Source organism: Bradyrhizobium sp. cf659 (assembly GCF_900113725.1).
Lineage (GTDB): Bacteria > Pseudomonadota > Alphaproteobacteria > Rhizobiales > Xanthobacteraceae > Bradyrhizobium.
This window is the reverse complement of the sequence record NZ_FOQJ01000005.1, coordinates 25,672-51,413: the sequence shown is the minus strand read 5'-3', so window position 1 is coordinate 51,413 and position 25,742 is coordinate 25,672. Positions and strand designations below refer to the sequence as shown.

26 protein-coding genes and 1 tRNA gene are annotated in these 25,742 nt (G+C 66.0%); 16 read left to right on the top strand and 11 right to left on the bottom strand.

What is annotated here, in order from left to right:
• Positions 1-46: 46 nt before the first annotated feature.
• The gene (locus BM118_RS22300) at positions 47-481 is read right to left on the bottom strand and encodes an NUDIX hydrolase (RefSeq protein WP_092187650.1); all 435 of its coding nucleotides are present in this window, start codon (positions 479-481) and stop codon (positions 47-49) included.
• Between the two features lie 18 nt (positions 482-499).
• Positions 500-1,000, bottom strand: coding sequence for a hypothetical protein (locus BM118_RS22295; protein ID WP_092187649.1), 501 nt, complete (start codon positions 998-1,000; stop codon positions 500-502).
• 63 nt (positions 1,001-1,063) lie between these two features.
• On the opposite strand from BM118_RS22295, the gene BM118_RS22290 reads away from it, so the two are divergent.
• Positions 1,064-1,828, top strand: a complete 765-nt coding sequence (locus BM118_RS22290) for an SOS response-associated peptidase (protein ID WP_092187648.1) — start codon at positions 1,064-1,066, stop codon at positions 1,826-1,828.
• Positions 1,829-1,998: 170 nt separating this feature from the next.
• On the opposite strand, the gene BM118_RS22285 is transcribed toward BM118_RS22290, so the two are convergent.
• From BM118_RS22285 to BM118_RS22260, 6 genes are all read right to left on the bottom strand, one after another.
• Positions 1,999-3,192, bottom strand: coding sequence for a CaiB/BaiF CoA transferase family protein (locus BM118_RS22285; RefSeq protein WP_092187647.1), 1,194 nt, complete (start codon positions 3,190-3,192; stop codon positions 1,999-2,001).
• A gap of 36 nt (positions 3,193-3,228) precedes the next feature.
• Positions 3,229-4,158 carry a glycine/sarcosine/betaine reductase selenoprotein B family protein gene (locus tag BM118_RS22280; protein WP_092187646.1) on the bottom strand — a complete coding sequence of 310 codons (930 nt, stop codon included), beginning with the start codon at positions 4,156-4,158 and terminating at the stop codon, positions 3,229-3,231.
• A 317-nt stretch (positions 4,159-4,475) separates the two neighbouring features.
• Positions 4,476-5,057: an NUDIX hydrolase gene (locus tag BM118_RS22275; protein WP_092187645.1), complete on the bottom strand. Its 582-nt coding sequence runs from the start codon at positions 5,055-5,057 to the stop codon at positions 4,476-4,478.
• Between the two features lie 214 nt (positions 5,058-5,271).
• The gene (locus BM118_RS22270; protein ID WP_092187644.1) at positions 5,272-5,712 is read right to left on the bottom strand and encodes a GNAT family acetyltransferase; all 441 of its coding nucleotides are present in this window, start codon (positions 5,710-5,712) and stop codon (positions 5,272-5,274) included.
• Entirely contained in the window at positions 5,709-7,136 is a 1,428-nt protein-coding gene (locus tag BM118_RS22265; RefSeq protein ID WP_092187643.1) for an FAD-binding oxidoreductase, read from the bottom strand. The genes BM118_RS22270 and BM118_RS22265 overlap by 4 nt, the downstream gene beginning before the upstream one ends.
• A 78-nt stretch (positions 7,137-7,214) precedes the next feature.
• Positions 7,215-8,204 (bottom strand): L-threonylcarbamoyladenylate synthase, encoded by a 990-nt coding sequence (locus BM118_RS22260; RefSeq protein ID WP_092187642.1) that lies wholly within the window; start codon positions 8,202-8,204, stop codon positions 7,215-7,217.
• A gap of 68 nt (positions 8,205-8,272) precedes the next feature.
• Here BM118_RS22260 and BM118_RS22255 point away from each other — a divergent pair.
• Positions 8,273-8,349: transfer RNA gene (locus tag BM118_RS22255), tRNA-Pro, on the top strand.
• A gap of 309 nt (positions 8,350-8,658) precedes the next feature.
• Positions 8,659-8,904: a hypothetical protein gene (locus tag BM118_RS22250; RefSeq protein ID WP_092187641.1), complete on the top strand. Its 246-nt coding sequence runs from the start codon at positions 8,659-8,661 to the stop codon at positions 8,902-8,904.
• 9 nt (positions 8,905-8,913) lie between these two features.
• Here the strand turns inward: BM118_RS22250 and BM118_RS22245 are convergent, their stop codons facing one another.
• Both BM118_RS22245 and BM118_RS22240 read right to left on the bottom strand, forming a co-directional pair.
• Positions 8,914-9,240, bottom strand: coding sequence for a hypothetical protein (locus BM118_RS22245; RefSeq protein WP_092187640.1), 327 nt, complete (start codon positions 9,238-9,240; stop codon positions 8,914-8,916).
• Positions 9,241-9,443: 203 nt separating this feature from the next.
• Positions 9,444-9,668 carry a hypothetical protein gene (locus tag BM118_RS22240; RefSeq protein ID WP_011085360.1) on the bottom strand — a complete coding sequence of 75 codons (225 nt, stop codon included), beginning with the start codon at positions 9,666-9,668 and terminating at the stop codon, positions 9,444-9,446.
• 249 nt (positions 9,669-9,917) lie between these two features.
• On the opposite strand from BM118_RS22240, the gene BM118_RS22235 reads away from it, so the two are divergent.
• The 5 genes from BM118_RS22235 (at position 9,918) to BM118_RS22200 (ending at position 15,472) form a co-directional block, all read left to right on the top strand.
• Positions 9,918-10,877 (top strand): N-carbamoyl-D-amino-acid hydrolase, encoded by a 960-nt coding sequence (locus tag BM118_RS22235; protein ID WP_092187971.1) that lies wholly within the window; start codon positions 9,918-9,920, stop codon positions 10,875-10,877.
• 1,904 nt (positions 10,878-12,781) lie between these two features.
• Complete coding sequence (locus BM118_RS22215) at positions 12,782-13,336, top strand: TetR/AcrR family transcriptional regulator (protein WP_244550200.1); 555 nt, start codon at positions 12,782-12,784, stop codon at positions 13,334-13,336.
• 51 nt (positions 13,337-13,387) lie between these two features.
• Complete coding sequence (locus tag BM118_RS22210; protein WP_092187970.1) at positions 13,388-14,581, top strand: MFS transporter; 1,194 nt, start codon at positions 13,388-13,390, stop codon at positions 14,579-14,581.
• Between the two features lie 123 nt (positions 14,582-14,704).
• A complete protein-coding gene (locus tag BM118_RS22205; RefSeq protein WP_092187637.1) occupies positions 14,705-15,124 on the top strand; it encodes a DUF4118 domain-containing protein in 420 nt (139 codons plus the stop codon).
• Positions 15,125-15,262: 138 nt separating this feature from the next.
• Positions 15,263-15,472 (top strand): hypothetical protein, encoded by a 210-nt coding sequence (locus tag BM118_RS22200; protein WP_092187636.1) that lies wholly within the window; start codon positions 15,263-15,265, stop codon positions 15,470-15,472.
• Between the two features lie 257 nt (positions 15,473-15,729).
• On the opposite strand, the gene BM118_RS22195 is transcribed toward BM118_RS22200, so the two are convergent.
• Positions 15,730-16,707 carry a LysR family transcriptional regulator gene (locus tag BM118_RS22195; RefSeq protein WP_092187635.1) on the bottom strand — a complete coding sequence of 326 codons (978 nt, stop codon included), beginning with the start codon at positions 16,705-16,707 and terminating at the stop codon, positions 15,730-15,732.
• A gap of 119 nt (positions 16,708-16,826) precedes the next feature.
• On the opposite strand from BM118_RS22195, the gene BM118_RS22190 reads away from it, so the two are divergent.
• From BM118_RS22190 to rpe, 8 genes are all read left to right on the top strand, one after another.
• On the top strand, positions 16,827-17,864 hold the full coding sequence (locus BM118_RS22190; RefSeq protein ID WP_092187969.1) for a class 1 fructose-bisphosphatase: 1,038 nt from the start codon (positions 16,827-16,829) through the stop codon (positions 17,862-17,864).
• Between the two features lie 12 nt (positions 17,865-17,876).
• A complete protein-coding gene (locus tag BM118_RS22185) occupies positions 17,877-18,752 on the top strand; it encodes a phosphoribulokinase (protein ID WP_092187634.1) in 876 nt (291 codons plus the stop codon).
• Positions 18,753-18,768: 16 nt separating this feature from the next.
• On the top strand, positions 18,769-20,787 hold the full coding sequence (gene tkt / locus BM118_RS22180) for a transketolase (protein ID WP_092187633.1): 2,019 nt from the start codon (positions 18,769-18,771) through the stop codon (positions 20,785-20,787).
• Between the two features lie 12 nt (positions 20,788-20,799).
• The gene (fba, locus tag BM118_RS22175) at positions 20,800-21,885 is read left to right on the top strand and encodes a class II fructose-bisphosphate aldolase (protein WP_092187632.1); all 1,086 of its coding nucleotides are present in this window, start codon (positions 20,800-20,802) and stop codon (positions 21,883-21,885) included.
• 31 nt (positions 21,886-21,916) lie between these two features.
• A complete protein-coding gene (locus BM118_RS22170; protein WP_092187631.1) occupies positions 21,917-23,377 on the top strand; it encodes a form I ribulose bisphosphate carboxylase large subunit in 1,461 nt (486 codons plus the stop codon).
• Between the two features lie 11 nt (positions 23,378-23,388).
• Positions 23,389-23,796, top strand: coding sequence for a ribulose bisphosphate carboxylase small subunit (locus BM118_RS22165; RefSeq protein WP_092187630.1), 408 nt, complete (start codon positions 23,389-23,391; stop codon positions 23,794-23,796).
• 98 nt (positions 23,797-23,894) lie between these two features.
• Positions 23,895-24,827 carry a CbbX protein gene (gene cbbX, locus BM118_RS22160; RefSeq protein ID WP_177234568.1) on the top strand — a complete coding sequence of 311 codons (933 nt, stop codon included), beginning with the start codon at positions 23,895-23,897 and terminating at the stop codon, positions 24,825-24,827.
• On the top strand, positions 24,824-25,561 hold the full coding sequence (gene rpe / locus BM118_RS22155) for a ribulose-phosphate 3-epimerase (protein ID WP_092187628.1): 738 nt from the start codon (positions 24,824-24,826) through the stop codon (positions 25,559-25,561). Before cbbX ends, rpe begins: the two co-directional genes overlap by 4 nt.
• The last annotated feature ends 181 nt before the right edge of the window (positions 25,562-25,742 follow it).

The window sequence follows — 25,742 nt, the reverse complement described above, 5'->3', positions numbered from 1 at the left end:
CGGCGGGGTGTATGCCCCCTCGGGGCGGCGGGCGCAAGGCGGGCCGTCAGGGGCCGATCAGCCGGTGGGCGGACTGGATGACCTCCTCCAGCCCCCCGGTCAGCTTGAGGTCGCCGAGGCTCGCCAGGGCATCCGGGGCGATCCAGCGGTAGTCGTCGAGCTCGTCGTTCAAAACCGGCTCCCGGGCCGCCCAGCGGGCGGCAAAGGACATGATCAGGTAATGGCCGGCGCCGGCCGTGGCCGGCAGCACCTCGCGCCAGCCGGCAAGGCCCATGATCTCGATCTCGAGCCCGGTTTCCTCGTCCACCTCGCGCTTGAGCGCCTGGTGCAGCGATTCGCCGAACTCGACCCGGCCGCCGGGCAGCGAATAGAACCCCTTGGCGGGCGAGCGGGCGCGGCGGGTCAGAAGTACCTTGCCATCACGAAAAATCGCCGCGCTGACCGCGATCTGGGGACGCTGGGGCTGGACGACTGCGGACATTTTCTTAAAGGACCTGGCTCAGTTCGCCATGATGGTGTCGACGTCGGCTTCGGCGCCGCCATTGATGATGCCGCCGCAGGCGGCGATCAGCGGCTTGACCCAGAGGGTGGCCTGCTCGGCCAGGCGGACGCGGGTCGTGTCCTTCTCGACCTCGCGCATGGCCGAGCCGACCGCTGATAGAATCGAGGTCATGGTGTCGGTGATGTGGTCGAACTGCGCGCGCACGCCGGGATCGGCCTTCTCATAGGCTTCGATGGCGAGGTCGCGCGCCTTGAAGTTCGACGCCGTGAAATGCTCGGCATAGGACAGCGGCGACCAGGTCAGAAAGTCATCGGCGCATTCCGGCATGTCCGGGACCATTTCGAGCAGCATCACGGCTTCATTGAAATGGTTGAGATAGTCGGTGGCAAGCCCGGTCCGCGGGTTGATGTTGGCCACGCGCAGCCGTTCGGCCCAGGCCGCAGCCTCGGGGCCCGTCTGTACATGCGCCCGCGCGGGTTGGGAGGCCATTGAGCTCATCCGCCGCAGTGTTAACGTTCGGGGTTAAAAGGACCTGAACGGACCCTATAGAGACGCCCAAGGATGTGTGGACGCTTCGTCATAACTTCGGCCCCCGCGGCTTTGCGGCAACTGTTCGGCTATGTCGAGCAGCCGAATTTCCCGCCCCGGTACAATGTCGCCCCGACGCAACCGATTCCGGTCGTGCTGGTCGAGAACGGCGCGCGCCATTTCCGCCTGATGCGCTGGGGTCTGCTGCCGGGCTGGGTCAAGGATCCCAAAGGCTTTACGCTCCTGATCAACGCCCGCTCGGAGACGGTGCTGGAGAAGCCCGCCTTCAAACGCGCGATTCGCCGCCGCCGCGGCCTGATCCCGGCCGACGGGTACTACGAATGGAAGGCGGTGGATGGCCGCAAGCAGCCGTTCTTCATCCATCGGGCGGACGGCGCACCGCTCGGCTTTGCCGCGGTGTTCGAGACCTGGGTCGGGCCGAACGGCGAAGAGCTCGACACGGTCGCGATCGTCACGGCGGCGGCGGGCGAGGACCTTGCCGCGCTGCATGACCGCGTGCCCGTCACCATCAGCCCGCGTGATTTCGAGCGCTGGCTCGACATCAGCGGCGACGAGGTCGACGCGATCCTGCCGCTGATGACCGCGCCGCGCATCGGCGAATTCGCCTGGCACCCGGTTTCCACCCGCGTCAACCGCGTCGCCAATGACGACGATCAGCTGCTCTTGCCGATCAGCGCGGAGGAGATCGAGGCGGAGGTGGAGGCGTCGAAGCCGAAACGCGCGGTGCGGAAGGCGGCGGCGGGATCGGCGGATGACGGGCAGGGATCGCTGTTTTAGCTGCGGCTGGAGCTACAAAACGTACTGTCGTCCCGGCGAAGGCCGGGACCCATACCCCCAGGGAGCAGTTGTGGCACGAGATGGTGGTGGGCAATCTTCGCCAAATTGAATTCGGTGGTTATGGGTCCCGGCCTTCGCCGGGACGACAGGAGAGTTTGTAGCTCCAGCTGTCACACAATCTCCCTTGCCCTCAACGCCGCGATCTCCGTCGCGTCGAACCCCAGCTCCCCCAGCACCGCATCCGTATCCGCGCCCAGCTCCGGTGCCATCCGGTCCAGCTTGCCGCCGCCATGCGCGAGCTTGAATCCGCTGCCGGCAAAACGCAGGCGGCCATAGGGCGTATCCAGCTCCTGGATCGCACCGCGCGCCTTGATCTGCGGATGATCGATCACTTCCTCGACCTTCCAGATGCTGGCGCAGGGCGCTCCGGCGTCTTCGAGAATCGTCTCCCACTCGCGCGCCGGCTTCTTCGCGAGCGCCGCCTCGATGATGGCGCGCAGCGCCGGCTCGTTCTCGTTGCGCGCGAACCAGTCGGCAAAGCGCGGATCGGCGAGCGTATCCTCGCGGCCGAGCGCGCTCATCAGCGCGCGGTACTGCTTCTCGTTGTTGACGGCGAGCAGGATGTGGCCGTCGCCGCATTTGAACAAATTCGCCGTGGTCCGGCGGCTCACGGCTTGATTGCCCGACAGCTGCTGGCGATGGCCGGCGACCGACCAGTCCGCGATCTGTCCTGACAGAAACGCCATCGTCGCCTCCAGCATCGAGACATCAATGAGCTGCCCCGTGCCGGTGCGGTCGCGCTGGTACAGCGCGCTCGACACGCCGAACGCAGCCGTGGCGCCCGAGAGCACGTCGCAGACCGCAAAGCCCGCGCGCGTCGGTCCCGTCTGGGGGTGGCCCGTGATCGCCATGATGCCGGACAGCGCCTGCATCTTGCCGTCATAGCCGGGCCGCAAACGGTCCGGGCCGGTCTGGCCGAAGCCTGATACGGCACAATAGATCAGCTTTGGATTGATCGTGGACAGCGCCTCATAGCCGATGCCGAGCTTGTCCATCACGCCCGGGCGGAAGTTTTCCATGACGACGTCGACCTGGGCGGCAAGCTTCTTCACGATGGCGATCGCTTCGGGCTTCTGCAAATCGAGCGTCAGGCTGCGCTTGTTGCCGTTGATGGCCTGGAACGCCGGCGCCAGCCCGCGCTCGGCCCATTCACGGCTGAGCGGCGTGCGGCGCATGTCCTCGCCCTCGCGCCGCTCGACCTTGATGATTTCGGCACCCAGCAGCGCGAGCTGGTAGCTCGCATAGGGGCCGGCCAGCACTTGCGTGAAATCCAGGATCTTCACGCCCTCGAACGGTCGCGTCACGTCGCTCTCCCTTTTTGTTTTGGTTGTCGGAGGACGTCAGGCGGCGCGGTTGCCGCGCGCGATCTCCTTCTGCTTGTCGAATTCGGCGCGGCGGCGCGCCAGCTCTTCCGGCGAGAGCTGCGCGACATTGTTGTAGTCGAGCTTCCAGGAGGCGTCCTCGCTCCAGCGCAGCGGCGACTGCATCGTCGTCTGCGGGCCGCTCGCGGTCTCGAGCAGCCGAAACGCCAGCTCGAGCGTCTGCGCCTGCGAGGTGACGTCGTGCGGCTTGCCGGCGGAATTGCCGAGCGGGAAGTCGGAGAACAGGAAGCGCGGCACGGCGGCGTGCTCGATAATGTCCTTGGCGCAGCCCATGATCACGGTCGGAATGCCGTTCCGCTCCAGATGCCGCGCCACCAGCGCGGTGGTCTGGTGGCAGACCGGGCAGTTCGGCACCAGCACCGCGGCATCGACCTTGTCGGCAAGGCAGCGCGCCAGAATCTCCGGCGCGTCGGTGTCGAGGGTGACGCGATGGCTGCGATTGGTCGGCGCGCCGAAGAAGCGCGGAGCCACTTCGCCGATCCGGCCCGCGGCGGATGCCTTCAGGAGCTGCGGCAGCGGAAACCAGGTGCCGCTGTCGGTCGCCGAGGTGTGCTTGCGGTCGTAGCCGATATGCGAGATGCGCAAATCGTGCTGCTCGGCGGTGTCGCCGTCGTAGACCTGGTAGAATTTCGCGCTGCCATTGTACGCCGCGCCCGGCCCCTGGTCGCCCTTGGTCGGATCGAACGGCGCAGCCGTGGTGATGATGGTGACGCGCGATTGCGAAAGCTGTTTCTTCAGCGGCTGGAACGGCGCCTCGACATGATGCGCCCAGCGGTACGCCGTGGTGTAGCCGATCGCGGCGTAATAGTCCCGGGTGCGCTGCATGTAGGGGACGGGAGAGTCATAGTCGGGCGCAAAGCCGAATTCGTCGTCGCGCGAAGCGGACATGGGGCGCGTCTCCTGGTTCTTGGTTGGGGCCAGACTAGAGATAGTCGGCGATTAGCTCAACGGGGGGAGAGGCGGCGCAGGCCAGAATTGCATTGCGCAATGGCTGCCGCGCGGCAGGTGCGCTCCCTCGCCCCGCTTGCGGGGAGAGGGTTGGGGTGAGGGGGAGCCTCCGCGAGGGTGGTGAGAGTTGGATTCGCGGAGGCTCCCCCTCACCCGATCGCTTCGCGCATAGCCGAAGCTCTGCTTCGGCGTTTCTAAGAACGGCCGCCTAGGCGGCCTATGCTCTCCCCGCAAGCGGGGCGAGGTGAAGAAATCACCTACCGAAAAATATGCAGCGCCGCGTATTGCAGCAGCATGATCGCCTTGGCGTCGATGATCCGTCCGTCCGCGATCATCGCCAGCGCCTCCTCGATGGAAAGCTCGAGCACTTCGATGTCCTCGCCCTCATGCTCGAGGCCCCCGCCGTCGCTGACGCGCATCTCCGGCTCGTATTCGGCGACGAAGAAATGCAGCTTCTCGGTCACCGCGCCCGGGCTCATGAACGCCTCGAACACCTTGTGGACGTGGTGCAGGCGATAGCCGGTTTCCTCCTCGGCCTCGGCGCGGATGCGCACCTCGGGGGAGGCGTCGTCGAGCACGCCGGCGGCCGCCTCGATCAGGAGATCGTCGTAGCCGCGGATGAACGCCGGCAGGCGGAACTGGCGCACCAGGATCACGGTGCGCCGTGCGCGATTATAGGGCAGCACGGCGGCGGCGTTGTCGCGCTCATAGGTTTCCCGGTGCTGCGTCTGCCACTCGCCATTGGCGCGCTGGTATTCGAACGTGGTGTTCTTCAGGGTGGTCCAGTTGTCCGAGAGCACGCGGACGTCCTTGATGCGGACGCGGTCGGAAATGGTCATGATTCACTCTCTGTTGTCTTCACCTCTCCCCGCTTGCGGGGAGAGGTCGGATCGCCTCGGCGATGCGAAGCATCGTCCGGTGCGATCCGGGTGAGGGGGTACAGGTCCCTCGACAGGTCTCGCGCGCGGAGAGATGCCCCTCACCCCAACCCTCTCCCCGTAAGAACGGGGCGAGGGAGCGCAGCTGCGTTCGCGGCCGCATCCAGGTTGAGCCTTACGGCGTCGGCCCGCGGCCGTCGAGCCACTTCTGGAACATCACCGAGGTGGATTCCTCGAAGCCCAGCGACTGGTAGAACGCATTGGCCTGCGCGTTCTCGCGGCGGACCAGGAGCTGGAGCTTTGCGATGCCCGCCTGGCGCAGCCAGTCCTCGGCCGCCGCCATGATCACCCGGCCAAGACCGCGCTTGCGGCTGTCGGGATCGACGGCGACGTAATAGACCCAGCCGCGATGGCCGTCATGGCCGACCATGACGGTGGCGACGATCGCGCTGCCATCGCGGCCGACCAGCACGGTCGAGTTCTCGCGCCGCCGCGCCAGCGCGATGTCGGCATGCGGGTCGTTCCAGGGCCGCGTCAGGCCGCAGCGCTGCCACAGCACGACGACCGGCTCGACGTCGGCGTCGGTGATCGCTTCGATCGTAAGTGAGACGCTCACAGCACCTTCCCCGGATTCATGATGCCGAGCGGGTCGAGCATCGCCTTGATGGCGCGCATCAGCTCGATCGCGGTCTTGTCCTTTACCTCGGGAAGCTCGTCGCGCTTGAGCACGCCGATGCCGTGCTCGGCGGAGATCGAGCCGCCCATGCGCAGCACGATCTCGAACACCACCGCGTTCATCTCGTGCCAGCGCGCCAGATAGTCCGCGGTGTTGGCGCCGACCGGCTGGCTGACATTGTAGTGCAGGTTGCCGTCGCCGAGATGGCCGAACGGCACCGGCCGCGCGCCGGGGATCAGCTTGACCGCAGCGGCATTGGCCTCGTCGATGAAGGCGGGCACGGCGGCGACGGGCACGGAGATGTCGTGCTTGATCGAGCCGCCCTCCGGCTTCTGCGCCGCCGACATCTCGTCGCGCAGTTTCCAGAAGCCGGCGCGCTGGGTGAGGTTGGCCGCGATCACGGCGTCGTCGACGATCTCGTCCTCCATGGCGCGGGTCAGGATCGCCTCCAGCGGCGTGCGGGCATCCTCGCCGGGGGAGGACAATTCCATCAGCACGTACCAGGGATGCTTCGCTTCCAGCGGATCGCGCACGTCGATGCCGTGGCGGATCGAGAAGTCGACCGCCATCTCCGAGAGCAGCTCGAAGCTCGTCAGCGCGTTCGCGGCTTCGCCTTGCGCGATCGTCAGCAGCTTGAGCGCCGCCGCCGGCGACTTCAGCCCGACGAAGGCGGTCTCGACCGCCCGCGGCTTCGGGAACAGCTTGAGCGTCGCCGCCGTGATGATGCCGAGCGTGCCTTCGGCGCCGATGAAGAGGTTGTGCAGATTGTAGCCGGTATTGTCCTTCTTCAGCTTCGACAGCACGTTGAGCACGCGCCCGTCGGCGAGCACGACCTCGAGCCCCAGCGCCATCTCGCGCGCGACGCCATAGGCGAGCGCGGCGGTGCCGCCGGCATTGGTCGAGAGATTGCCGCCGATGGTGCAGCTCCCTTCGGCGCCGAGCGAGAGCGGAAACAGCCGGTCCACCTCGGCCGCCTTCTGCTGCGCGATTTGCAGCACCACGCCGGCCTCACAGGTCATGGTGTTGGAGGCGGTATCGATCTCGCGGATCTTGTCCAGCCGCCGCAGCGACACCACCACCTCGCCATTGTGCGGGGTCTGGCCGCCGACGAGCCCGGTGTTGCCGCCCTGCGGCACCAGCGCGATTCTGTGCGCGGAAGCGAGCTTGCAGATCGCGGCGACCTCCGCGGTTGAGCCCGGCCGCAGCACCAGCGGCGAGCGGCCGTGGAACAGGTTGCGCTCTTCGGTGACGTAAGCCTCGATGTCGGCCGCATCCGTGATCGCGTGGCGGTCGCCGACGATCTTGCGGAATTGTTCGATCAGCTCGGGCGCAAGCGGAGGAGTGGCAGATTTATTGATGTTCATTGTCTCGTCTCTACTTCGCTTTTATCTCTTGCACATGATCTTATCGGAAAACCGCTACACACTTTTCCGGATCATGCGCTATCTCGCCACCGCAGCTCGCCGCAGCCGGTCGTTGATCGCCTCGCCCAAACCGTCTTCGGGGATCGCCATCACCGCGATCGTGCGCGGGCCCTTCGCATCGAGGGTGCGAAGATAGCCGAACAGATTGGCGGCGGCCTCGTCGAGATCACCGGCGGGCGACAAATTCATGACGGCCGCTGCGGCGTCAAGGCCGGGGAGGCGTGAGGGCCCGAACGCCAGCAGCGTTTCGCCCGGCGCTACCTCGCACGCATTGAGCCGCACATTGGCGCGCGGCGCGTAATGCGAGGCCAGCATGCCCGGCGCCAGCGGCTGGCTGTCGTCGCTCTCCGCCTCCGCCGGCGGCCGCGCCAGGGCTGCGCCGAGCACGGCCTCGATCCGCTCGCGCGACAGTCCGCCGGGCCGGAGCAGCATCGGCGCGTCGAGGCAGCCGACAATGGTGGATTCGACGCCGACCGCGACCGGCCCGCCGTCGACGATCAGGTCGATCCGCCCCGCAAGATCGCTCTCGACATGGGCGGCCAGCGTCGGCGAGACGTGGCCGGAGATGTTCGCCGACGGTGCCACCACAGCCCCGCCAAAGGCACGCAGGATCGCCTGCGCCACCGGGTGGGCGGGAATGCGGATCGCGACGGTGTCGAGGCCCGCGGTGGCGAGATCGGCCACCGGGCAGCCGTCCGTCTTCGGCACCACCAGCGTCAGCGGCCCCGGCCAGAACGCCTGCGCCAGCTTCAGGGCGCGCGCGTCAAACCGCCCGATGGCCTGCGCGGCGGCAATGTCCGCGACATGGGCGATCAGCGGATTGAAGGCCGGGCGCCCCTTGGCGGCATAGAGATGAGCGATGGCGGTGGCATTGGCGGCGTCCGCGCCGAGCCCGTAGACCGTCTCGGTCGGAAACGCGACCAGCCCTCCGGCCGCCAGCGTCCGGGCGGCGGCCCCGGCGGCGGCATCGCCAGCCGGTAAAATCAGCGTTTCAAGACCCGTTTTCACAGGGATAAAATTCCTCAACTCGGCCGCTTGCGGTGCGCCAAACCCAACGCTATAAGCCGGCCTCTTGTCGGAGTGTGGCTCAGCCCGGTAGAGCACTGCGTTCGGGACGCAGGGGTCGCAGGTTCGAATCCTGCCACTCCGACCATTCTTCCAAAAGCCGACGTTTTCCAGAGGCTTGGCGGACCGGCCGCCGGCGCCTCGGGAGCGCCTTTTTGCAACGATTTTCAGGGCGGGTCCACGGCCGATTTGGCCCAAGCAGGGGCGTCTGCCGCGGCGGCATGGCTCGCGCGACCGATGCGCCTTGCCGGCCATGCCGATTGCGATCGCCCCTGTGCAGGCCGCGCGATCGTGCAGGTTGGCGCATCTGACCCGCCTGCAGCCCTGGCACTCCGTTTGCTCAGTCAGGACCAAAGTCAGCCCCTAGCGGAGGGACTGTTTCAGGTTGAGGCAAACAATGACAGAAGTGTCCCGTTTCGGCTCCACTGGAGAGCTTCGGCTTAGCGCGCTGATTGCGGATCTGTGGTGGCGCGTTCAGCTCATGAATTCCGACATCCTCGAAGAAGAGGCCAAGGCCGGGGTGTTCGACAGGCAGCACCCGTCCTATCCGTTGCTGGCGGCAACCCTTCGGGTACGACGTGACAATCTCGTGTCGACGATAAATGCCCTGGAGGACCGCGCGAAATCGGCCCGCGCCGCTTGAGACTCGGCACTACCGCCGCGCCACCAGCACGCCCACCAGAAACGCCACCATCAGCGCCGGCAGCGGCGCCTCGCGCACCATGCTGCGGACAATGTCCGACCAGTGCGGCTCCGGGACCAGCCTTGGCGACCTGACTTCAGCCATCGGCGTCATGCCCCAATCCGACGCGAGGTCGGCGATCTCGCGCGCGGCCAAACGTGAGCCGTCGCGGACGCGGAAGACGGCGGCCTGTGATCGCGCGCGCGGCGCGAGCGCCATGAGCGTCGCGATCGCCGTGCGCAACGTCATCTCGCCAAAACCTTGCAGCCTCACCGACTCCTCGGGGTCGGATGTCATGCGAAATCCCTCACAGCGCGAAGTGGTGCGCGATGGTGAATGCCGCCGTCGCGCACAGGACCAGCGTGGAAACCGCGCCGGCCACGCCGCGTGCGAGATGGGCTCGCGTCAGGTGCCTGGTCATGATTTTGCTCCATGCTCTGATGGAAATGGCGGCGACGGATGTTGGTTCCCGACGCAACGGCGAATCGCCGCCGTCCCGCCTACTTCCGCAGCAGCTCGCTCAGCGCCGCCGTCGCCTCGGCGCAGCGGATGTCGTCGATCTCGCGCGACAGGCTGAGTGCGCTTGATCTGAGCTCTTCGACCTTCCAGCTCTCAGGATGCTGGCTTTCGAGCTGGCTGAGACGCTTGTTCAGATCGTCCAGTCTCGATTGAAGCTGCCCGATGCTGGCGGCCCCGTTCACTTTCCAAACGCGTTGTGCGCGCATCGTAGTTCCCCTGTAGTCTCACGGCGTTGTGAGAGCGGTTCGTGGCCGCAATGGGAGTTTCTCTTGTCCGGCTTCAGACCGTGGGGAACCGTTGCAAAAGGGCAACGATGGTTCCCCGACTGGATGTGCAGGGCCGCTTGCCCTTGCGCGATGCGCGTTACAGGCGCGGAATCTGCATGTGGGCGATCGCGACAGCGCGCCGCGCGATAGCGCATGGCGACGCAAGTCGAGGAAGCGAAGGAAAAACGCGTGGCGAGATTTGTGAATGTTGCGGCCGGCCAGCTTGGCCCGATTGCGAGAGCTGAGACGAGGACCGAGGTTGTGGCGCGCCTGATGGCGTTGATGCGCCAGGCGAAGGCTTGCGGCTGCGACCTGATCGTCTATCCCGAGCTCGCGCTGACCACGTTCTTTCCGCGCTGGTATTTCGAGGACCAGGCGGAGATCGACAGCTTCTTCGAGCGCGAGATGCCGGGGGCGCAGACGCGCGCGTTGTTCGACCTCGCGCGCGAGATCGGCATCGGATTTTACCTCGGCTATGCCGAGCTGACGGTCGAGGCCGGCGTCACCAGGCGCTACAATTCCTCCATCCTGGTGGACAAGAGCGGTGCGATCGTCGCGAAATACCGCAAGGTCCATTTGCCCGGCCATGCCGAGCATGAGCCGTGGCGCGAATTTCAGCATCTGGAAAAGCGTTACTTCGAGCCCGGCAGCGGTTTTGGCGTGACCAACGCGTTCGGCGGCGTCATGGGAATGGCGATCTGCAACGACCGCCGCTGGAGCGAGACCTACCGGGTGATGGGCCTCCAGGGCGTCGAGATGGTGATGATCGGCTACAACACGCCGGTGCACAATCCGCCTGCGCCCGAGCACGACGATCTCTCGCTGTTCCACAATCACCTTGTGATGCAGGCCGGCGCCTACCAGAACGGCACCTTCGTGGTCGGCGTTGCCAAGGCCGGCCTCGAGGAGGGCGTCGACCACATCGGCGGCAGCTGCATCATCGCACCTTCGGGTGAGATCGTCGCGGCGTGCACGACCAAGGGCGACGAGATCGCGCCGGCGCGCTGCGACCTCGATCTCTGCAACTCCTACAAGCGCACCACCTTCAATTTCGACGTCCACCGCCAGCCCCGCGCCTACGAGATGATCGTCGAACGCAAGGGCGTGACCACCATGGCCGACGGCACGCCGGTGCGGCCGAAGGGGTGATGCTGCTGTAGCCCGGGTGAGCGCAGCGATACCCGGGACCGCCGTAGCCCGTGGCAAGACCCCGGATGTCGCTTCGCTCATCCGGGCTACAGGCTTTGCGACCCGACGGGCAAAACACCTGCGAAGCTGTCAATCCGTCCTCGCAAAAATATTCCACTTTACCGAAATTCGGATTTGTCGTATGTGTCGCCCATCCCGGCTCATCCTTGAGGGGCGATCTTGTGGTCGTCATTTTCGCGAGCCGGGCTTGCGGTGGACGCGGCAGCGTCGGGCGCGAGAGGCCAAGGGCAGGGCGGATTGCTCTCCGTGAGCCCCAAGGCTTCGCGCTGGACGAGCGGCGCTGTCAGGTTCGTCTCGCCAGCAGGTTTCCGGCTCGGTCGACAGGGCTGGAAAAACCGCGGCGAAATGGCGGGCCGTGCGTACGGCAAAACCGTGTGGTCCTGGCCGTCGTTGCTACGGTCAAGCTCTTGCGGAGGCGGCAGTCGCGTCAACCGGCGCGGTGCCGGTGAATTCCGCGAAGGCGAGGGAGGCCAGAACGAACTCGGCTCCCGGGAGAGCACGGCATAAGCCGTCCAACCACTGCGCAGGGAAGGCCGAGTGATTGGCTACACCTGTATGCTGCTGTGCGGTTTTCTGCGTGTGCCTTTTGCGCAGCAGACCGCGGGTGCTAGGTCAGCACCCGGCCTTCCCTGCGCCCTCTTGGACAAGAGGGTGGAGCGACGAAGCAAAGCTCGGGCGAAATGCGCCGCGAGAATGGGAAGGCGTGTCTGCAACCATACACTCGCTGTCATCGCCCGGCTCGACCGGGCGATCCAGTACTCCGAGACAATTGTGGTTCAGCCGAGGAGCCGCGGCGTACTGGATTCCCCGCCTTCGCGGGGAATGACAGTGGTACTTGGAGGACGAAGTCGATGCCTCATACGCCGTCATTGCGAGCGCAGCGAAGCAATCCAGAATCCCTCCGCGGAAAGACTCTGGATTGCTTCCGCCTTCGCTAAAGCTTCGGCGGACAAGTCGCTGCGCTCGCAATGACGGTGTGGTGACAGTGCGCCCCACACTCGGCGTCATCGCCCGGCTTGACCGGGCGATCCAGTACTCCGAGACAATTGTGGTTCGGCCGAGGAGTCGCGGCGTACTGGATTCCCCGCCTTCGCGGGGAATGACAGTGGTACTTGGAGGACGAAGTCGATGCCTCATACGCCGCCATTGCGAGCGCAGCGAAGCAATCTAGAATCCCTCAGCGGTGACAGTCTGGATTGCTTCGCTGCGCTCGCAATGACCGTGTGGTGACAGTGCGCCCCACACTCGCTGTCATCGCCCGGCTTGACCGGGCGATCCAGTACTCCGAGACAGTTGTGGTTCGGCCGAGGAGCCGCGGCGTACTGGATTCCCCGCCTTCGCGGGGAATGACAGTGGTACTTGGAGGACGAAGCCGATGCCTCATACGCCGCCATTGCGAGCGCAGCGAAGCAATCCAGAATCCCTCCGCGGTGACAGTCTGGATTGCTTCGCTGCGCTCGCAATGACGGTGTGGTGACAGTGCGCCCCACACTCGGCGTCATCGCCCGGCTTGACCGGGCGATCCAGTACTCCGAGACAATTGTGGTTCGGCCGAGGAGTCGCGGCGTACTGGATTCCCCGCCTTCGCGGGGAATGACAGTGGTACTTGGAGGACGAAGTCGCTGCGCTCGCAATGACGATGTGGGAAGAGTGCGCGCAACACTCCCAATGTCGTCCTGGCCTTCCCCAGGACGACACCGTGGCTGTGGCCGCCAGTCTCTCCCCCAATCACAACCAGGTGTCTTGATTAGGAAACAATCATTCCCTATCATCCCGCAATGCAAAAATCCGCCCGCCGATCGCAAGCCGTTGCCCATCCACCCGGCCGTCCCCGGGAGTTTGACATGGACACTGCCCTGGACGGGGCGGTGCGGGTGTTTTGCGAGCGCGGCTATCATGCCACGTCGATCGGAGACCTCACCGCCGCGATGCGGCTTGCCACCGGCAGCGTCTACAAGGCGTTTCGCGACAAGCATGCCGTGTTCCTCGCCGCCTTCGAGCGCTACGCCACAGTGCGCCGGGAGCAGACCCGCGGCGCGGCCGAGCGCGGGGCGAACGGCCGCGAGCGGCTGCGCCATGTGCTGCTGTCCTATGTCGAGCACTCCCAGGGCAGCGAGGGGCGCCGCGGCTGCATCGTGGTCGGCAGCGCGGTCGAGCTCTCCGCGGTCGATCCGGTGGTCCGCGCCCGCGTCAATGCGCAGCTCGCGACCAACGAGAACTTCATCGCCGGCCTCATTCGCGAGGGGCAGGCGGACGGCTCGATTCCCCGCCATGTCGCGGCCGACGACACCGCGCGGCTGATGATCTGCATCACGCAGGGAATGCGCGTCGTCGGCAAGGCGCGCCTGCCGCTCGACGGCGAGCGCCTGGTCGGCGTCGCGATGAAACTGCTCGCCTGAATTCTTGCCTTATTAGGGAATGATCGTTCCCAATCTATGGAGACCGTGTCAATGACGATGAATGCCACCATCGAGACCGCACCCGAGCCGGATGCGGTGTCGCAGCGCCTGACCTTCGTGCTTGCCGCGGCCTGTGGCATGGTCGCCGCCAATATCTACTATGCCCAGCCGCTGATCGCCCCGATCAGCGCTGCGCTCGGCCTGTCGCACGCCGCCGCCGGGCTGATCGTCACCATGACGCAGATCGGCTACGGCACCGGGCTGCTCTTCATCGTGCCGCTCGGCGACCTCGTCGAGAACCGTACCCTGATCTGCTCCGTCATCACGCTCGGCGCCGCGGCGCTGCTCGCCGCCGCGTTCGCGACGCATGCGCTGCCGTTCCTGATCGCCGCGTTGTTCATCGGGCTTGGCTCGGTCGCGGTGCAGATCATCATTCCCTATGCGGCGCATCTGGCGCCCGAGGCCATCCGCGGCCGCGTCGTCGGCAACGTCTCGACCGGGCTGATGCTCGGCATCATGCTGGCGCGGCCGGTGTCGAGCTTCGTCACCGCTGCGTCGTCGTGGCATGCGGTGTTCTTCGCCTCAGCCGCGCTGATGATCGTGCTCGCAGCCGTGCTCTGGATGGTGCTGCCGACGCGCAAGCCCGTCGCGCGCATGCATTACGGCACGCTGCTGCTGTCGATGCCGCATCTGGTGCGCACCATGCCGCTGCTCCGGCGCCGCGCGCTCTACCAGGCGAGCCTGTTCGGTTGCTTCACCCTGTTCTGGACGGTCGCGCCACTCCAGCTCGCCGGCGCGTTCGGCTTCTCCCAGCGCGGCATCGCGCTGTTTGCCCTGGCCGGTGTCGCCGGCGTGTTCGCCGCGCCAATCGCGGGACGGCTCGCCGATCACGGCCATAGCCGCATCGCGACGCTGGTCGCGATGTTGCTCGCGGCCGTGGGTTTCCTCGTGACCTATATCGGCGCGGCCGGCTCGATGCTGAACCTCGCCTGCCTGGTGGTGGCCGCGATCGCCATCGATATCGGCGTCCAGGGCAACGTCGTGCTCGGCTTCCGCGCCATCTTCGCGCTCGGGCACGAACATCGCAGCCGCCTCAACGGCCTCTACATGGCGACGTTCTTCGCAGCCGGCGCTGCCGGCTCCGCGATCGGCGCCTGGGCCTTTGCGCAAGGCGGCTGGGCCCTCGCATCGGGAATCGGCCTCGCTCTGCCCGTCGCGGGCCTGCTCTATGCGGTCACGGAGTAGCGGTGAAATTGTGCGATGCGGCGTTTACCAAACGCTCGGGCATGCGTTTTCCGCCTCGCGATTTCCCTGCCGCTGTAGTACTTTGGTCGCAAGGCCCGGTTAACGGGCGGCAGGGGGAGGCTGATGAGACGTGCGGGACTGTTTGCCGTACCGCGGGTACGGCCATGGTCGTGGCAGGCGTTTCTGCTGGGACTAGTCGTCGTCGGACTATCGGCGGTGCTTCAGGGCATCTGCGTCGCGCTCGGCGCAAAACTCTATTTCGCGGCGTTCCTGCCCGGCCTGTTCGTGCTCGGATTGGTCGCGGGCGCGCCGGCGGCGGCGTTCGCCGCGCTGCTCACCATTCCACTGGTGTGGTGGGCGTTCATGCCGCCCTTCTTCGAGTTCAATGCGCTGACCAGCGCAAACACCGATTCCATCAACCTGTTCTGCCTCCTCGCCGTGCTCCTGATCGGCCTGGCCGATCTCTGCCGCGAAACGATGACGATCATCAGCCGCGGCGGGCTGAAGCGTTCGGGCGAGAGCGCGGCAACGAATTCGCAATAGACCGGCGATGCGGGCGTGCGCACGTTGCGCCCGCGCAACAGTCCGGCAACCATTCGCCAGCTTGCCGCGCGCCGCTAACTTTTCGAAAAAGATTTGGCCGCAATTTCTCCCCCAGGAATGACGAGGGAGTTTTCGGACATGAACGGCCAAGTAAACGGGAACGCCATCTTGGAGAACGTGCGCCGCTATCGCGGCATCGCATCGCTCTATCGCCAGACCGCCGCATTCCGCCCGGGCCAGAGCTGGTCGCTGCTGGAGCAGGCGAGGGATTGGGAAGCGCGGGCGCTGTCGGAGCTGGAAGCCTATTTCGCCACGCACATGGATTACGCCGCTCCGCGCGCAGCCTGATCGTTAACCATCGCCGCAAGGAGATCGGCGGCGAACGCCGGCGATCGCCGGCTCTGGTCGGGAGCAGAACCCGTGGCGACTACGGAGTTACCCCGGCGCCTGCGCATGATAGCAAGTCGCCCGGATCTCCTTCACGTCGGCCGGGGGCGAGCGATGACCACCTTCAACCGCATCTTCACGACAGAGCGCCTGCTTCAGATCATCGTCATTCTCGCAGCGACGATTGCGATGAAGCTGATGGGGTAAGCATCGGCGAGCTAGCGCTCGCCGAGCTCGGGCACGTCGGGCAGATAGTTCGAGCCTTCCGAGCCCAGAAAATCGAACATCGCCTGCGCCGGCGGCAGCAGCACCTTGTCGCTGCGCCGGATCACGTACCATTGCCGGACGATCGGAAGGCCGGCGACGTCGAGCACGATCAGGCGGCCCTCGGTAAGCTCGTGCGCCACGGTGTGAGCCGAGATGAAGGCGATGCCGAGCCCGGCGATGACCGCCTGCTTGATGGTCTCGTTGCTGCTCATCTCCATGCCGATGACCGGCTCGAGGTCCGACTTCTGGAACATGCCCTCCATGAGCGTGCGCGTGCCCGATCCCGGCTCGCGGGTGAGAAAGGTCTCGTGCACGAGGTCGGTCAGGCTGAGGCCGGAATCCCTCTCCAGCCAGTGTCCCTTGCGGGCGACGATGACGTGCGGATTGCGCCCGAGCTGACGGACGTCGACGCTGACGTCGGCCGGTGGCCGACCCATCACCGCGAAATCGAGGTCGTAGCCGTGCATGGCCTCGCGGATCTCCTCGCGGTTGCCGATGGTCAGCCTGATCTCGATCTTCGGGTACCGCTTGGTGAATGCCGCAATCGCATGCGGGACGAAATACTTCGCGGTCGAGACCGCGCCGAGATGCACGGTGCCGCCGGTCCGCCCGGCGAGCAGGTCGAGCGCGCCCTGGCAGTCCATGATCGCGGCTTCGACCCGCTCGGCGAGCGCCAGAACCTCCTTGCCCGCCTCCGTCAGCAGCATGCCGTCACCGGTCCGCTGCACCAAAGGCAGGCCGGCGAGGTCCTGAAGCTGGCGCAACTGCTGGGTCACGGCCGGCTGTGTCAGCCCGAGATGGCCGGAGGCCGCGGTCACGCTGCCCTTGGCCGAAAGCGCCGCGAGCGAGCGAAGCTGCCGGATCGTCAGATGCCGGAGCTGGGCCGCCGCATGGCCGGGGGCATTATAAGAAAATTCTTTGGCGCTCATTATGAATAGAAATTTTCCTTATTAAGCCACCCCTGTCAATCTTCTCGTGCCGGGACCGACCGCACCGACCTCCACCGGGGAGGGACATGGATGCGGCGCCGGCCAGGGGATGGACGCAGATGACCGGGCAACTCAGGCTGGACGACCACCTTCAACGGTACTCGGAGACCGCGCCCCACGCGCTGGCGGTGGCGACCGCGGTCGATGCCATCGCGGCGGCGGCGATCGAGATCACCGACCTCATCGGCACCGGCGATCTCGCGGACGCTTCGGGCCTGACCACGGGCCGCAACAGCGACGGCGACGTCCAGCGGGATCTCGACGTCCAGGCGGATGCGATCCTGCGCCGCTGTCTCGCCAAGCTGCCGATCGCAGCGCTGGCGTCGGAGGAGATGCGCGAGCCGCAGATCGTCGACCGCGCGGCCAGGATCTGCGTTGCGATCGATCCGCTCGACGGCTCCTCCAACATCGACATCAACATGACCGTCGGCACGATCTTCTCGATTCTGCCCGCGCCCGACGATCTCGCGCTCGCCTTCCATCAGCGCGGCTCGGCGCAGCTTGCGGCGGGCTTCGTCACCTACGGTCCGCAGACCTCGCTGGTGCTGACGCTCGGCGACGGCGTCGACATCTTCACTTACGACCGCAAATCCGGCTGCTTCCGTCTCGCGCGCAGCGCCGTGCAGATCTCCGAAGCGGGTGAGGAGTTCGCGATCAACGCGTCGAACCGCCGGCATTGGGATCCGCCGGTGCGCGCCTTCGTCGACGAATGCCTCGCCGGCGTCGAAGGTCCCGCCAATCACGATTTCAACATGCGCTGGATCGGCTCGCTGGTCGCGGAGGCCTATCGCATCCTCACCCGCGGCGGCGTGTTCCTCTATCCCTCGGACGCGCGGCCCGGCTATGGCGACGGCCGCCTGCGCCTCACCTACGAGGCGCATCCGATGGCTTACATCATCGAGCAGGCCGGCGGCTCGGCCTCGACCGGACGCGAGCGCGTCCTCGACCTGTCGGCGCAAAGCCTGCACCAGCGCGTGCCGCTGATCATGGGCTCGAGCAACGAGGTGCGGCGCGTCGAAGAGCTGCATTGCGATCCGCTGCTGGTTGCCAGCGTCTCGGCGCCGCTGTTCGCGCGGCGCGGCTTCTTCAGGCTGTGAGGAGGAGGACACATGTCCAGGAAGCATCCGATCATCTCCATCACCGGCTCCTCCGGCGCTGGCACGACCTCGGTCAAGAAGACGTTCGAGCAGATATTCTTCCGCGAGAAGGTCAACGCCGTCTACATCGAGGGCGACGCCTTCCATCGTTATGACCGCACCGAGATGCGCACGCAGATGGCGAAGGAGGCCGAGCGCGGCAACAGGCACTTCAGCCATTTCAGCCCCGAGACCAATCTGTTCGAGGAGCTGGAGCGTGCCTTCCGCGACTACGGCGAGACCGGCTCGGCGGTGACGCGACACTATGTGCACGATGCCGAGGAATCCGCGCTGCACGGCGTGCCTCCCGGCACCTTCACGGAATGGGAGCGGCTGCCGGAGAATTCCGACCTGCTGTTCTACGAAGGCCTGCACGGCGCCGTCGTCACCGACAAGGTCAACGTCGCGCGTTATGCCGACCTGAAGATCGGCGTCGTGCCCGTCATCAATCTCGAATGGATCCAGAAGCTGCATCGCGACCGCAGCGCGCGGGGCTATTCGACCGAGGCCGTCACCGACACCATCCTGCGGCGGATGCCGGATTACATCCACTACATCTGTCCGCAATTCACCGAGACCGACATCAATTTCCAGCGCGTGCCCACGGTGGACACCTCCAATCCGTTCATCGCGCGCTGGATCCCGACGCCGGACGAATCGATGGTCGTGATCCGCTTCAAGAACCCGCGCGGCATCGACTTCCCGTATCTGCTCTCGATGCTGCCCCACAGCTGGATGTCGCGCGCGAATTCGATCGTGTGCCCCGGCGCCAAGCTGGACCTCGCAATGCAGCTGATCCTGACGCCGTTGATCATGCAGCTCATCGAGCGCAAGCGAAACCTGAAGTGAACAAGGGGAGAATTCCATGAACATCTCCGTCCATGCCGAAGCCGACCTCACGGCTATCGCGCATAACGATCTCGCCAACGCCGTCCGCTTCCTCGCGGTCGATGCCATCGAGACATCGCAGTCCGGCCATCCCGGCCTGCCCATGGGCATGGCCGATGTCGCGACCGTGCTGTTCTCGCGCTTCCTGAAGTTCGACTCCGCGCACCCGAACTGGCCGGATCGCGATCGCTTCGTGCTCTCCGCGGGCCACGGCTCGATGCTGCTCTATGCACTGCTCCATCTCACCGGCGGCGCCGTCAGCCTCGATGACATCAAGGCCTTCCGGCAATGGGGCTCGAAGACACCGGGCCATCCCGAATACGGCCACACGCCAGGGGTCGAGACCACGACCGGGCCGCTGGGGCAGGGGATTGCCACGGCCGTCGGCATGGCGCTCGCCGAGCGCATGGCCAATGCGCGGCATGGCGATGGGCTCGTCGACCACTTCACGTATGTCATCGCGGGCGACGGCTGCCTGATGGAAGGCCTCAGCCAGGAGGCGATCTCGCTCGCCGGCCATCTCCAGCTCGGCCGCCTGATCGTGTTGTTCGACGACAACGGCATCTCCATCGACGGACCGACGTCGCTTGCGACATCGGACGACCAGCTCGCGCGCTTCGCCGCCTCCGGCTGGTCGGTGCGCGGCGTCGATGGGCACGATCCCGAAGCGGTTGCGCAGGCGATCGCCGAAGAGCGCGAGACCACAAAGCCGTCGCTGATCGCCTGCCGCACCGTCATCGGTTATGGCGCGCCGGACCGGCAGGGCACGGAGAAGGCGCATGGCGCGCCGCTCGGCACCGAGCAGACCGCTGCGGCGCGCCGAACGCTCGGCTGGGACTATCAGCCGTTCGTGGTGCCGATTCCGATCCTCAAGGCGTGGCGCATGATCGGACAGCGCGGGCAGGTCGAGCGTCTCGCCTGGCTCGATCGCTATGAAAGTGCGACGCCCGAGCAGCGCGATCTGTTCGTCGAAGGCAAGGTCGTCGCCCTGCCGGCCGCCTATGCGCTGGCTGCGGCGAAATTGCGCGAACGCTTTGCGAGCGAGCGGCCGAAGCTCGCGACGCGGCAGGCCTCGCAACAGGTGCTCGACGGCATCGCCGGGACAATTCCCGGCCTGGTCGGCGGCTCCGCGGACCTGACGCATTCGAACCTGACCCATGCCAAGGCGCAAACTCCTGTCAAGAGTGGCGCGTTCGCCGGCGACTACATCCACTACGGCATTCGCGAGCACGGCATGGCCGCCGCAATGAACGGCCTCGCGCTGCACGGCGGCTTCATTCCCTATGGCGGCACGTTCCTCGCGTTCTCCGACTACAGCCGGCCGGCGATCCGCCTTGCGGCCTTGATGCGGCTGCGCGTCATCCACGTGATGACGCACGACTCCATCGGTCTCGGAGAGGACGGCCCGACGCACCAGCCGGTCGAGCATCTCGCCGCGCTGCGCGTGATCCCGAACCTTCTGGTGTTCCGCCCCGCCGATGCGGTGGAGACGCTGGAGGCCTGGGACTGCGCCTTTGCGGCGGAGCATCGTCCCTCCGTGCTTTGCCTGTCGCGGCAAGCCTTGCCGACGTTCCGCAGTGATGTGCGCGGCAGAAACCGTGTCGCGCGCGGTGCCTATCTCGTGGTCTCGCCGGATGGCGGCCGCGATGTGACGCTGATGGCGACCGGCTCGGAAGTCTCGATCGCGCTGGAAGCCGCCCGCCTGCTCGCGACCGAGCACATCCGCGCGGCCGTCGTCTCCGCGCCCTGCTTCGCGCTGTTCGAGGAGCAGCCGGAGGATTACCGCGCCGCCGTGCTCGGCACCGCGCCGCGTGTCGGGATCGAGGCGGCCGTGCTCGGCGATTGGCCGCGCTGGATCGGCGCCGACGGTGAATTCGTCGGCATGCGCGGCTTCGGCGCCTCGGCGCCGGCGCCGGTGCTGTATCGCGAATTCGGCATCACGCCGCAAGACATTGCGGAAGCCGCCCGCCGGGCGATCGCCCGCAAGAGCCAATAAGGAGGACGACCCTTGGCCCGTATCACCCTTCGCCAACTGCTCGATCACGCCGCCAGCCACGGCTACGCGGTGCCGGCGTTCAACATCAACAACATGGAGCAGGGGATCGCGATCATGCAGGCGGCCGCCGAGGTCGATGCGCCCGTGATCATCCAGGCCTCGCGCGGCGCGCGCAGCTATGCCGGCGACCTCATGCTCTCCCACATGATCGACGCGCTGGAGCGGACTTATCCCGACATCCCGCTCTGCATGCACCAGGACCACGGCAATGACGAGGCGACCTGCGCGTCCGCCATCGCGCACGGCTTCACCTCGGTGATGATGGACGGCTCGCTGAAGGCCGACGCCAAGACCGCGGCCGACTACGACTACAACGTCGCGATCACCCGCCGCGTCGTCGATCTCGCCCATTGGGTCGGCGCCTCGGTCGAAGGCGAGCTCGGCGTGCTCGGCTCGCTCGAACATGGCGGCGGCGAGCAGGAGGACGGTCATGGCGTCGAGGGCAAGGTCAGCCACGACCAGCTGCTGACCGATCCAGACCAGGCCGTCGATTTCGTCCGCGCGACGAAAGTCGATGCACTGGCCATTGCGATGGGCACCTCGCACGGCGCCTACAAGTTCAGCCGCAAGCCCGATGGCGATATCCTGGCGATGCGGGTGGTCGAGGAGATTCACCGCCGGCTGCCGAACACGCATCTCGTCATGCACGGCTCGTCCTCGGTGCCGCAGCCGCTCCAGGACATGTTCAACCAGTTCGGCGGCGAGATGCCGCAGACCTGGGGCGTGCCGGTGGAAGAGATCGTGCGCGGCATCAAGAGCGGTGTGCGCAAGGTCAATATCGACACCGACTGCCGATTGGCGATGACCGCGGTGTTCCGCAAGGTCGCGGCGCAAAGTCGCAATGAGTTCGATCCGCGCAAATTCCTCAAGCCGGCGATGGATGCGATGCGCGACCTCTGCCGCGAGCGCTTCGAACAGTTCGGCACCGCGGGCCACGCCAGCAGGATCAAGGTCGTTCCCTTGAGCGAGATGGCGCGGCGTTATCGCGCCGGCGAGCTCGATCCGCGCGTCGACGCCCGAGAGTCAGTCGCCGCCTAGCCATTCAGAGAGAGAAGAACAGGAGAGAGTCATGAACGCACATACCGGCACGGTTCGCGGCAAGGAGCGTTATCGCTCGGGCGTCATGGAATACAAGCGCATGGGCTATTGGGAGCCCGATTACACGCCAAAGGACACCGACGTCATCGCGCTGTTCCGCGTCACGCCGCAGGAAGGCGTCGATCCGATCGAGGCGTCCGCGGCGGTTGCCGGCGAGTCCTCGACCGCGACCTGGACGGTGGTGTGGACTGACCGGCTGACGGCCGCCGAAAAATATCGCGCGAAATGCTATCGCGTCGATCCGGTGCCGGGCACGCCGGGCTCGTATTTCGCCTACATCGCCTACGATCTCGACCTGTTCGAGCCGGGCTCGATCGCCAACCTCTCGGCCTCGATCATCGGCAACGTGTTCGGCTTCAAGCCGCTGAAGGCGCTGCGGCTCGAGGACATGCGTTTCCCCGTCGCCTATGTGAAGACGTTCCAGGGGCCGGCGACCGGCATCGTGGTCGAGCGCGAGCGGCTCGACAAGTTCGGCCGGCCGCTGCTGGGCGCAACCGTGAAGCCGAAGCTCGGGCTTTCGGGGCGCAATTACGGCCGCGTGGTCTACGAAGCGCTGAAGGGCGGGCTCGACTTCACCAAGGACGACGAGAACATCAACTCGCAGCCCTTCATGCATTGGCGCGATCGCTTCCTCTATTGCATGGAGGCGGTGAACCGTGCGCAGGCCGCTTCCGGCGAGGCGAAGGGCACGTACCTGAACATCACCGCGGGAACGATGGAGGACATGTACGAGCGCGCGGAGTTCGCGAAAGAGCTCGGATCCTGCATCGTCATGATCGACCTCGTGATCGGCTACACCGCGATCCAGTCGATGGCGAAATGGGCCCGCTGCAACGACATGATCCTGCATCTGCATCGCGCCGGTCACTCGACCTATACGCGGCAGAAGAGCCACGGCGTGTCGTTCCGTGTCATCGCCAAATGGATGCGGCTTGCCGGCGTCGATCACATCCATGCCGGCACGGTGGTCGGCAAGCTCGAAGGCGATCCCAACACCACGCGCGGCTATTACGATGTCTGCCGCGAGGATTTCAACCCGACCAAGCTCGAGCATGGCTTGTTCTTCGACCAGTCCTGGGCGAGCCTCAACAAAATGATGCCGGTAGCCTCCGGCGGCATCCACGCCGGCCAGATGCACCAGCTGCTCGACCTGCTCGGCGAGGACGTCGTGTTGCAATTCGGCGGCGGCACCATCGGCCATCCCATGGGCATTGCGGCGGGCGCGATCGCCAACCGCGTGGCGCTGGAGGCGATGATCCTCGCCCGCAACGAGGGCCGCGACTACGTCCATGAAGGGCCGGAGATCCTGGCCAGGGCGGCCGAGACCTGCACGCCGCTGAAGGCGGCGCTCGAAGTCTGGAAGGACGTCACCTTCAACTATCAATCCACCGACACGCCGGACTTCGTGCCGACCGCGCTCGAAACCGTTTGAGGAGACGCAACATGAAACTCACCCAGGGCTGCTTCTCGTTCCTGCCCGATCTCACCGACGACCAGATTACCAAGCAGGTGCAGTATTGCCTTGCGAAGGGGTGGGCGGTGAACATCGAGTTCACCGACGATCCGCATCCCCGCAACACCTATTGGGAGATGTGGGGCCTGCCGATGTTCGATCTCCAGGACGCCGCCGGCGTGATGATGGAGCTCGCCGAATGCCGCAGGGTGTACGGCGACCGGTACATCCGTATCAGCGGCTTCGATTCCAGCCATGGCTGGGAATCGGTGCGAATCTCCTTCCTGGTCAACCGGCCGCCGCAGGAAGCGGAATTCGAGCTGGTGCGACAGGAGGTTGGCGGGCGCGCAATCCGATACAGCACGGTGCGCAAGGCGGCTGCCCACGCCTCGCAATAGCCGTTCCTCTCCGCGCGGAGCTCTCCCTGCTCCGTATCCTTGGCGGACCACTGCTTCGCCGCTTCCCCCGCGGCGAAGCTCTTTTCTTCGAGGTGCCGATGCTTGACGTGCCCCATGCGACGACCGCCGAAGGCGGCGAGACCAATTTCGATCTCCGCAAGGAAGCCGAAGCGGCCGGGATCACGGATACGCTGCAGCAGCTCGAGCAGGAGCTGGTTGGCCTCCGGCCGGTCAAGAACCGCGTACGCCAGATCGCCTCGCTCCTGCTGATCGAGCGCATCCGGCAGCGTGCGGGCCTCGCCTCCGCGCCGCCGACGCTGCACATGTCGTTCACGGGCAATCCCGGCACCGGCAAGACCACCGTGGCGCTGCGCATGGCGAAGATCCTGCACGGGCTCGGTTTCGTGCGGCGCGGCCAGGTGATCTCCGTGACGCGTGACGACCTCGTCGGCCAGTATATCGGCCACACCGCGCCGAAGACGAAGGAGATCTTGAAGAAGGCGATGGGCGGCGTGCTGTTCATCGACGAGGCCTATTATCTGCACCGGCCGGACAATGAGCGCGACTACGGCCAGGAGGCGATCGAGATCCTGCTTCAGGTGATGGAGAACCAGCGCGAGGATCTCGTCGTGATCCTTGCCGGCTACGGCGAGCGAATGACCAGCTTCTTCGCCTCCAATCCCGGCTTCCGTTCGCGCATCGCCCACCACATCGACTTTCCGGACTATGCGGAAGCCGAGCTGCTCGTCATTGCCGAGCTGATGCTGAAGGAGCGCGGCTATCGCTTCTCGGCGGCCGCGCACGAGGCGTTCGAGAAGTACATCGCGCTGCGCCGGACCCAGCCGTTCTTCTCCAACGCGCGCTCGATCCGCAATGCCGTCGACCGCATCCGCTTGCGGCAGGCCGATCGCCTCGTGTCCGATCTCGACCGGATGCTCGAAATTTCCGACCTCGAAACCATCGATCCCGTGGACGTGCTGGCAAGCCGCGTCTTCAGCGGCGGGGCCGACGTGCGGAGTGCAAAGCCATGACCGGCGAGATCCTCATCGCGCCCTCGATCCTGGCCGCAGACTTCGCCCGTCTCGGGGAGGAGATCGCAGCCATTGACGCCGCCGGCGCCGACTGGATCCATTGCGACGTCATGGACGGACATTTCGTCCCGAACATCAGCTTCGGCGCCGATGTCATCAAGGCGATCCGGCCGGTGACGAAGAAGATCTTCGACGTGCATCTCATGATCGCGCCGGTCGACCCTTATCTCGAGGCGTTCGCGAAGGCCGGGGCGGACGTCATCACCGTTCATGCCGAAGCGGGACCGCATCTCGACCGCACGCTGCAGGCGATCCGCGCGCTCGGGAAGAAGGCCGGCGTCAGCCTGTGCCCGGCGACATCGGAAGGCGCGCTCGAATATTTGCTGGATCGCATCGATCTGGTGCTGGTGATGACGGTCAATCCGGGCTTTGGCGGCCAGTCCTTCCTCGAATCCCAGCTCGACAAGATCAGGCGCATTCGAACCATGATCGGCGACCGGCCGATCCGGCTCGAGGTCGATGGCGGCATCACGCGCGACAACGCTGCTGCCGTGGCCGCCGCGGGTGCCGATGCGCTCGTGGCGGGTTCCGCTGTGTTCCGCGGCAAGAGCAGCGCCGACTATGCCGGCAATATCGCGGCCATTCGCGTCGCCGCGGAAGCGGGCCGGGTTCCAAAATCGCAGGATAATTCCGCGCAGCCGCTGCGTGTCGGCGAAAGCGCGCGCCTCCGGTAGACTACGGGAGCCCTGCACCCGGGTGTCGGTTGTGCCAACGCGTGCCACTTTCCTCCGGGGTTCCACGGAACTTGCCGCACAAGGCGATCGGATTCCTTCAGGCGGGGGTAACCACCGCGTCCGAGGCGAACGTTCGATTAACGCCCGCGCAATGCTAAGTGTCTCAATCTGCGGTTCAGGA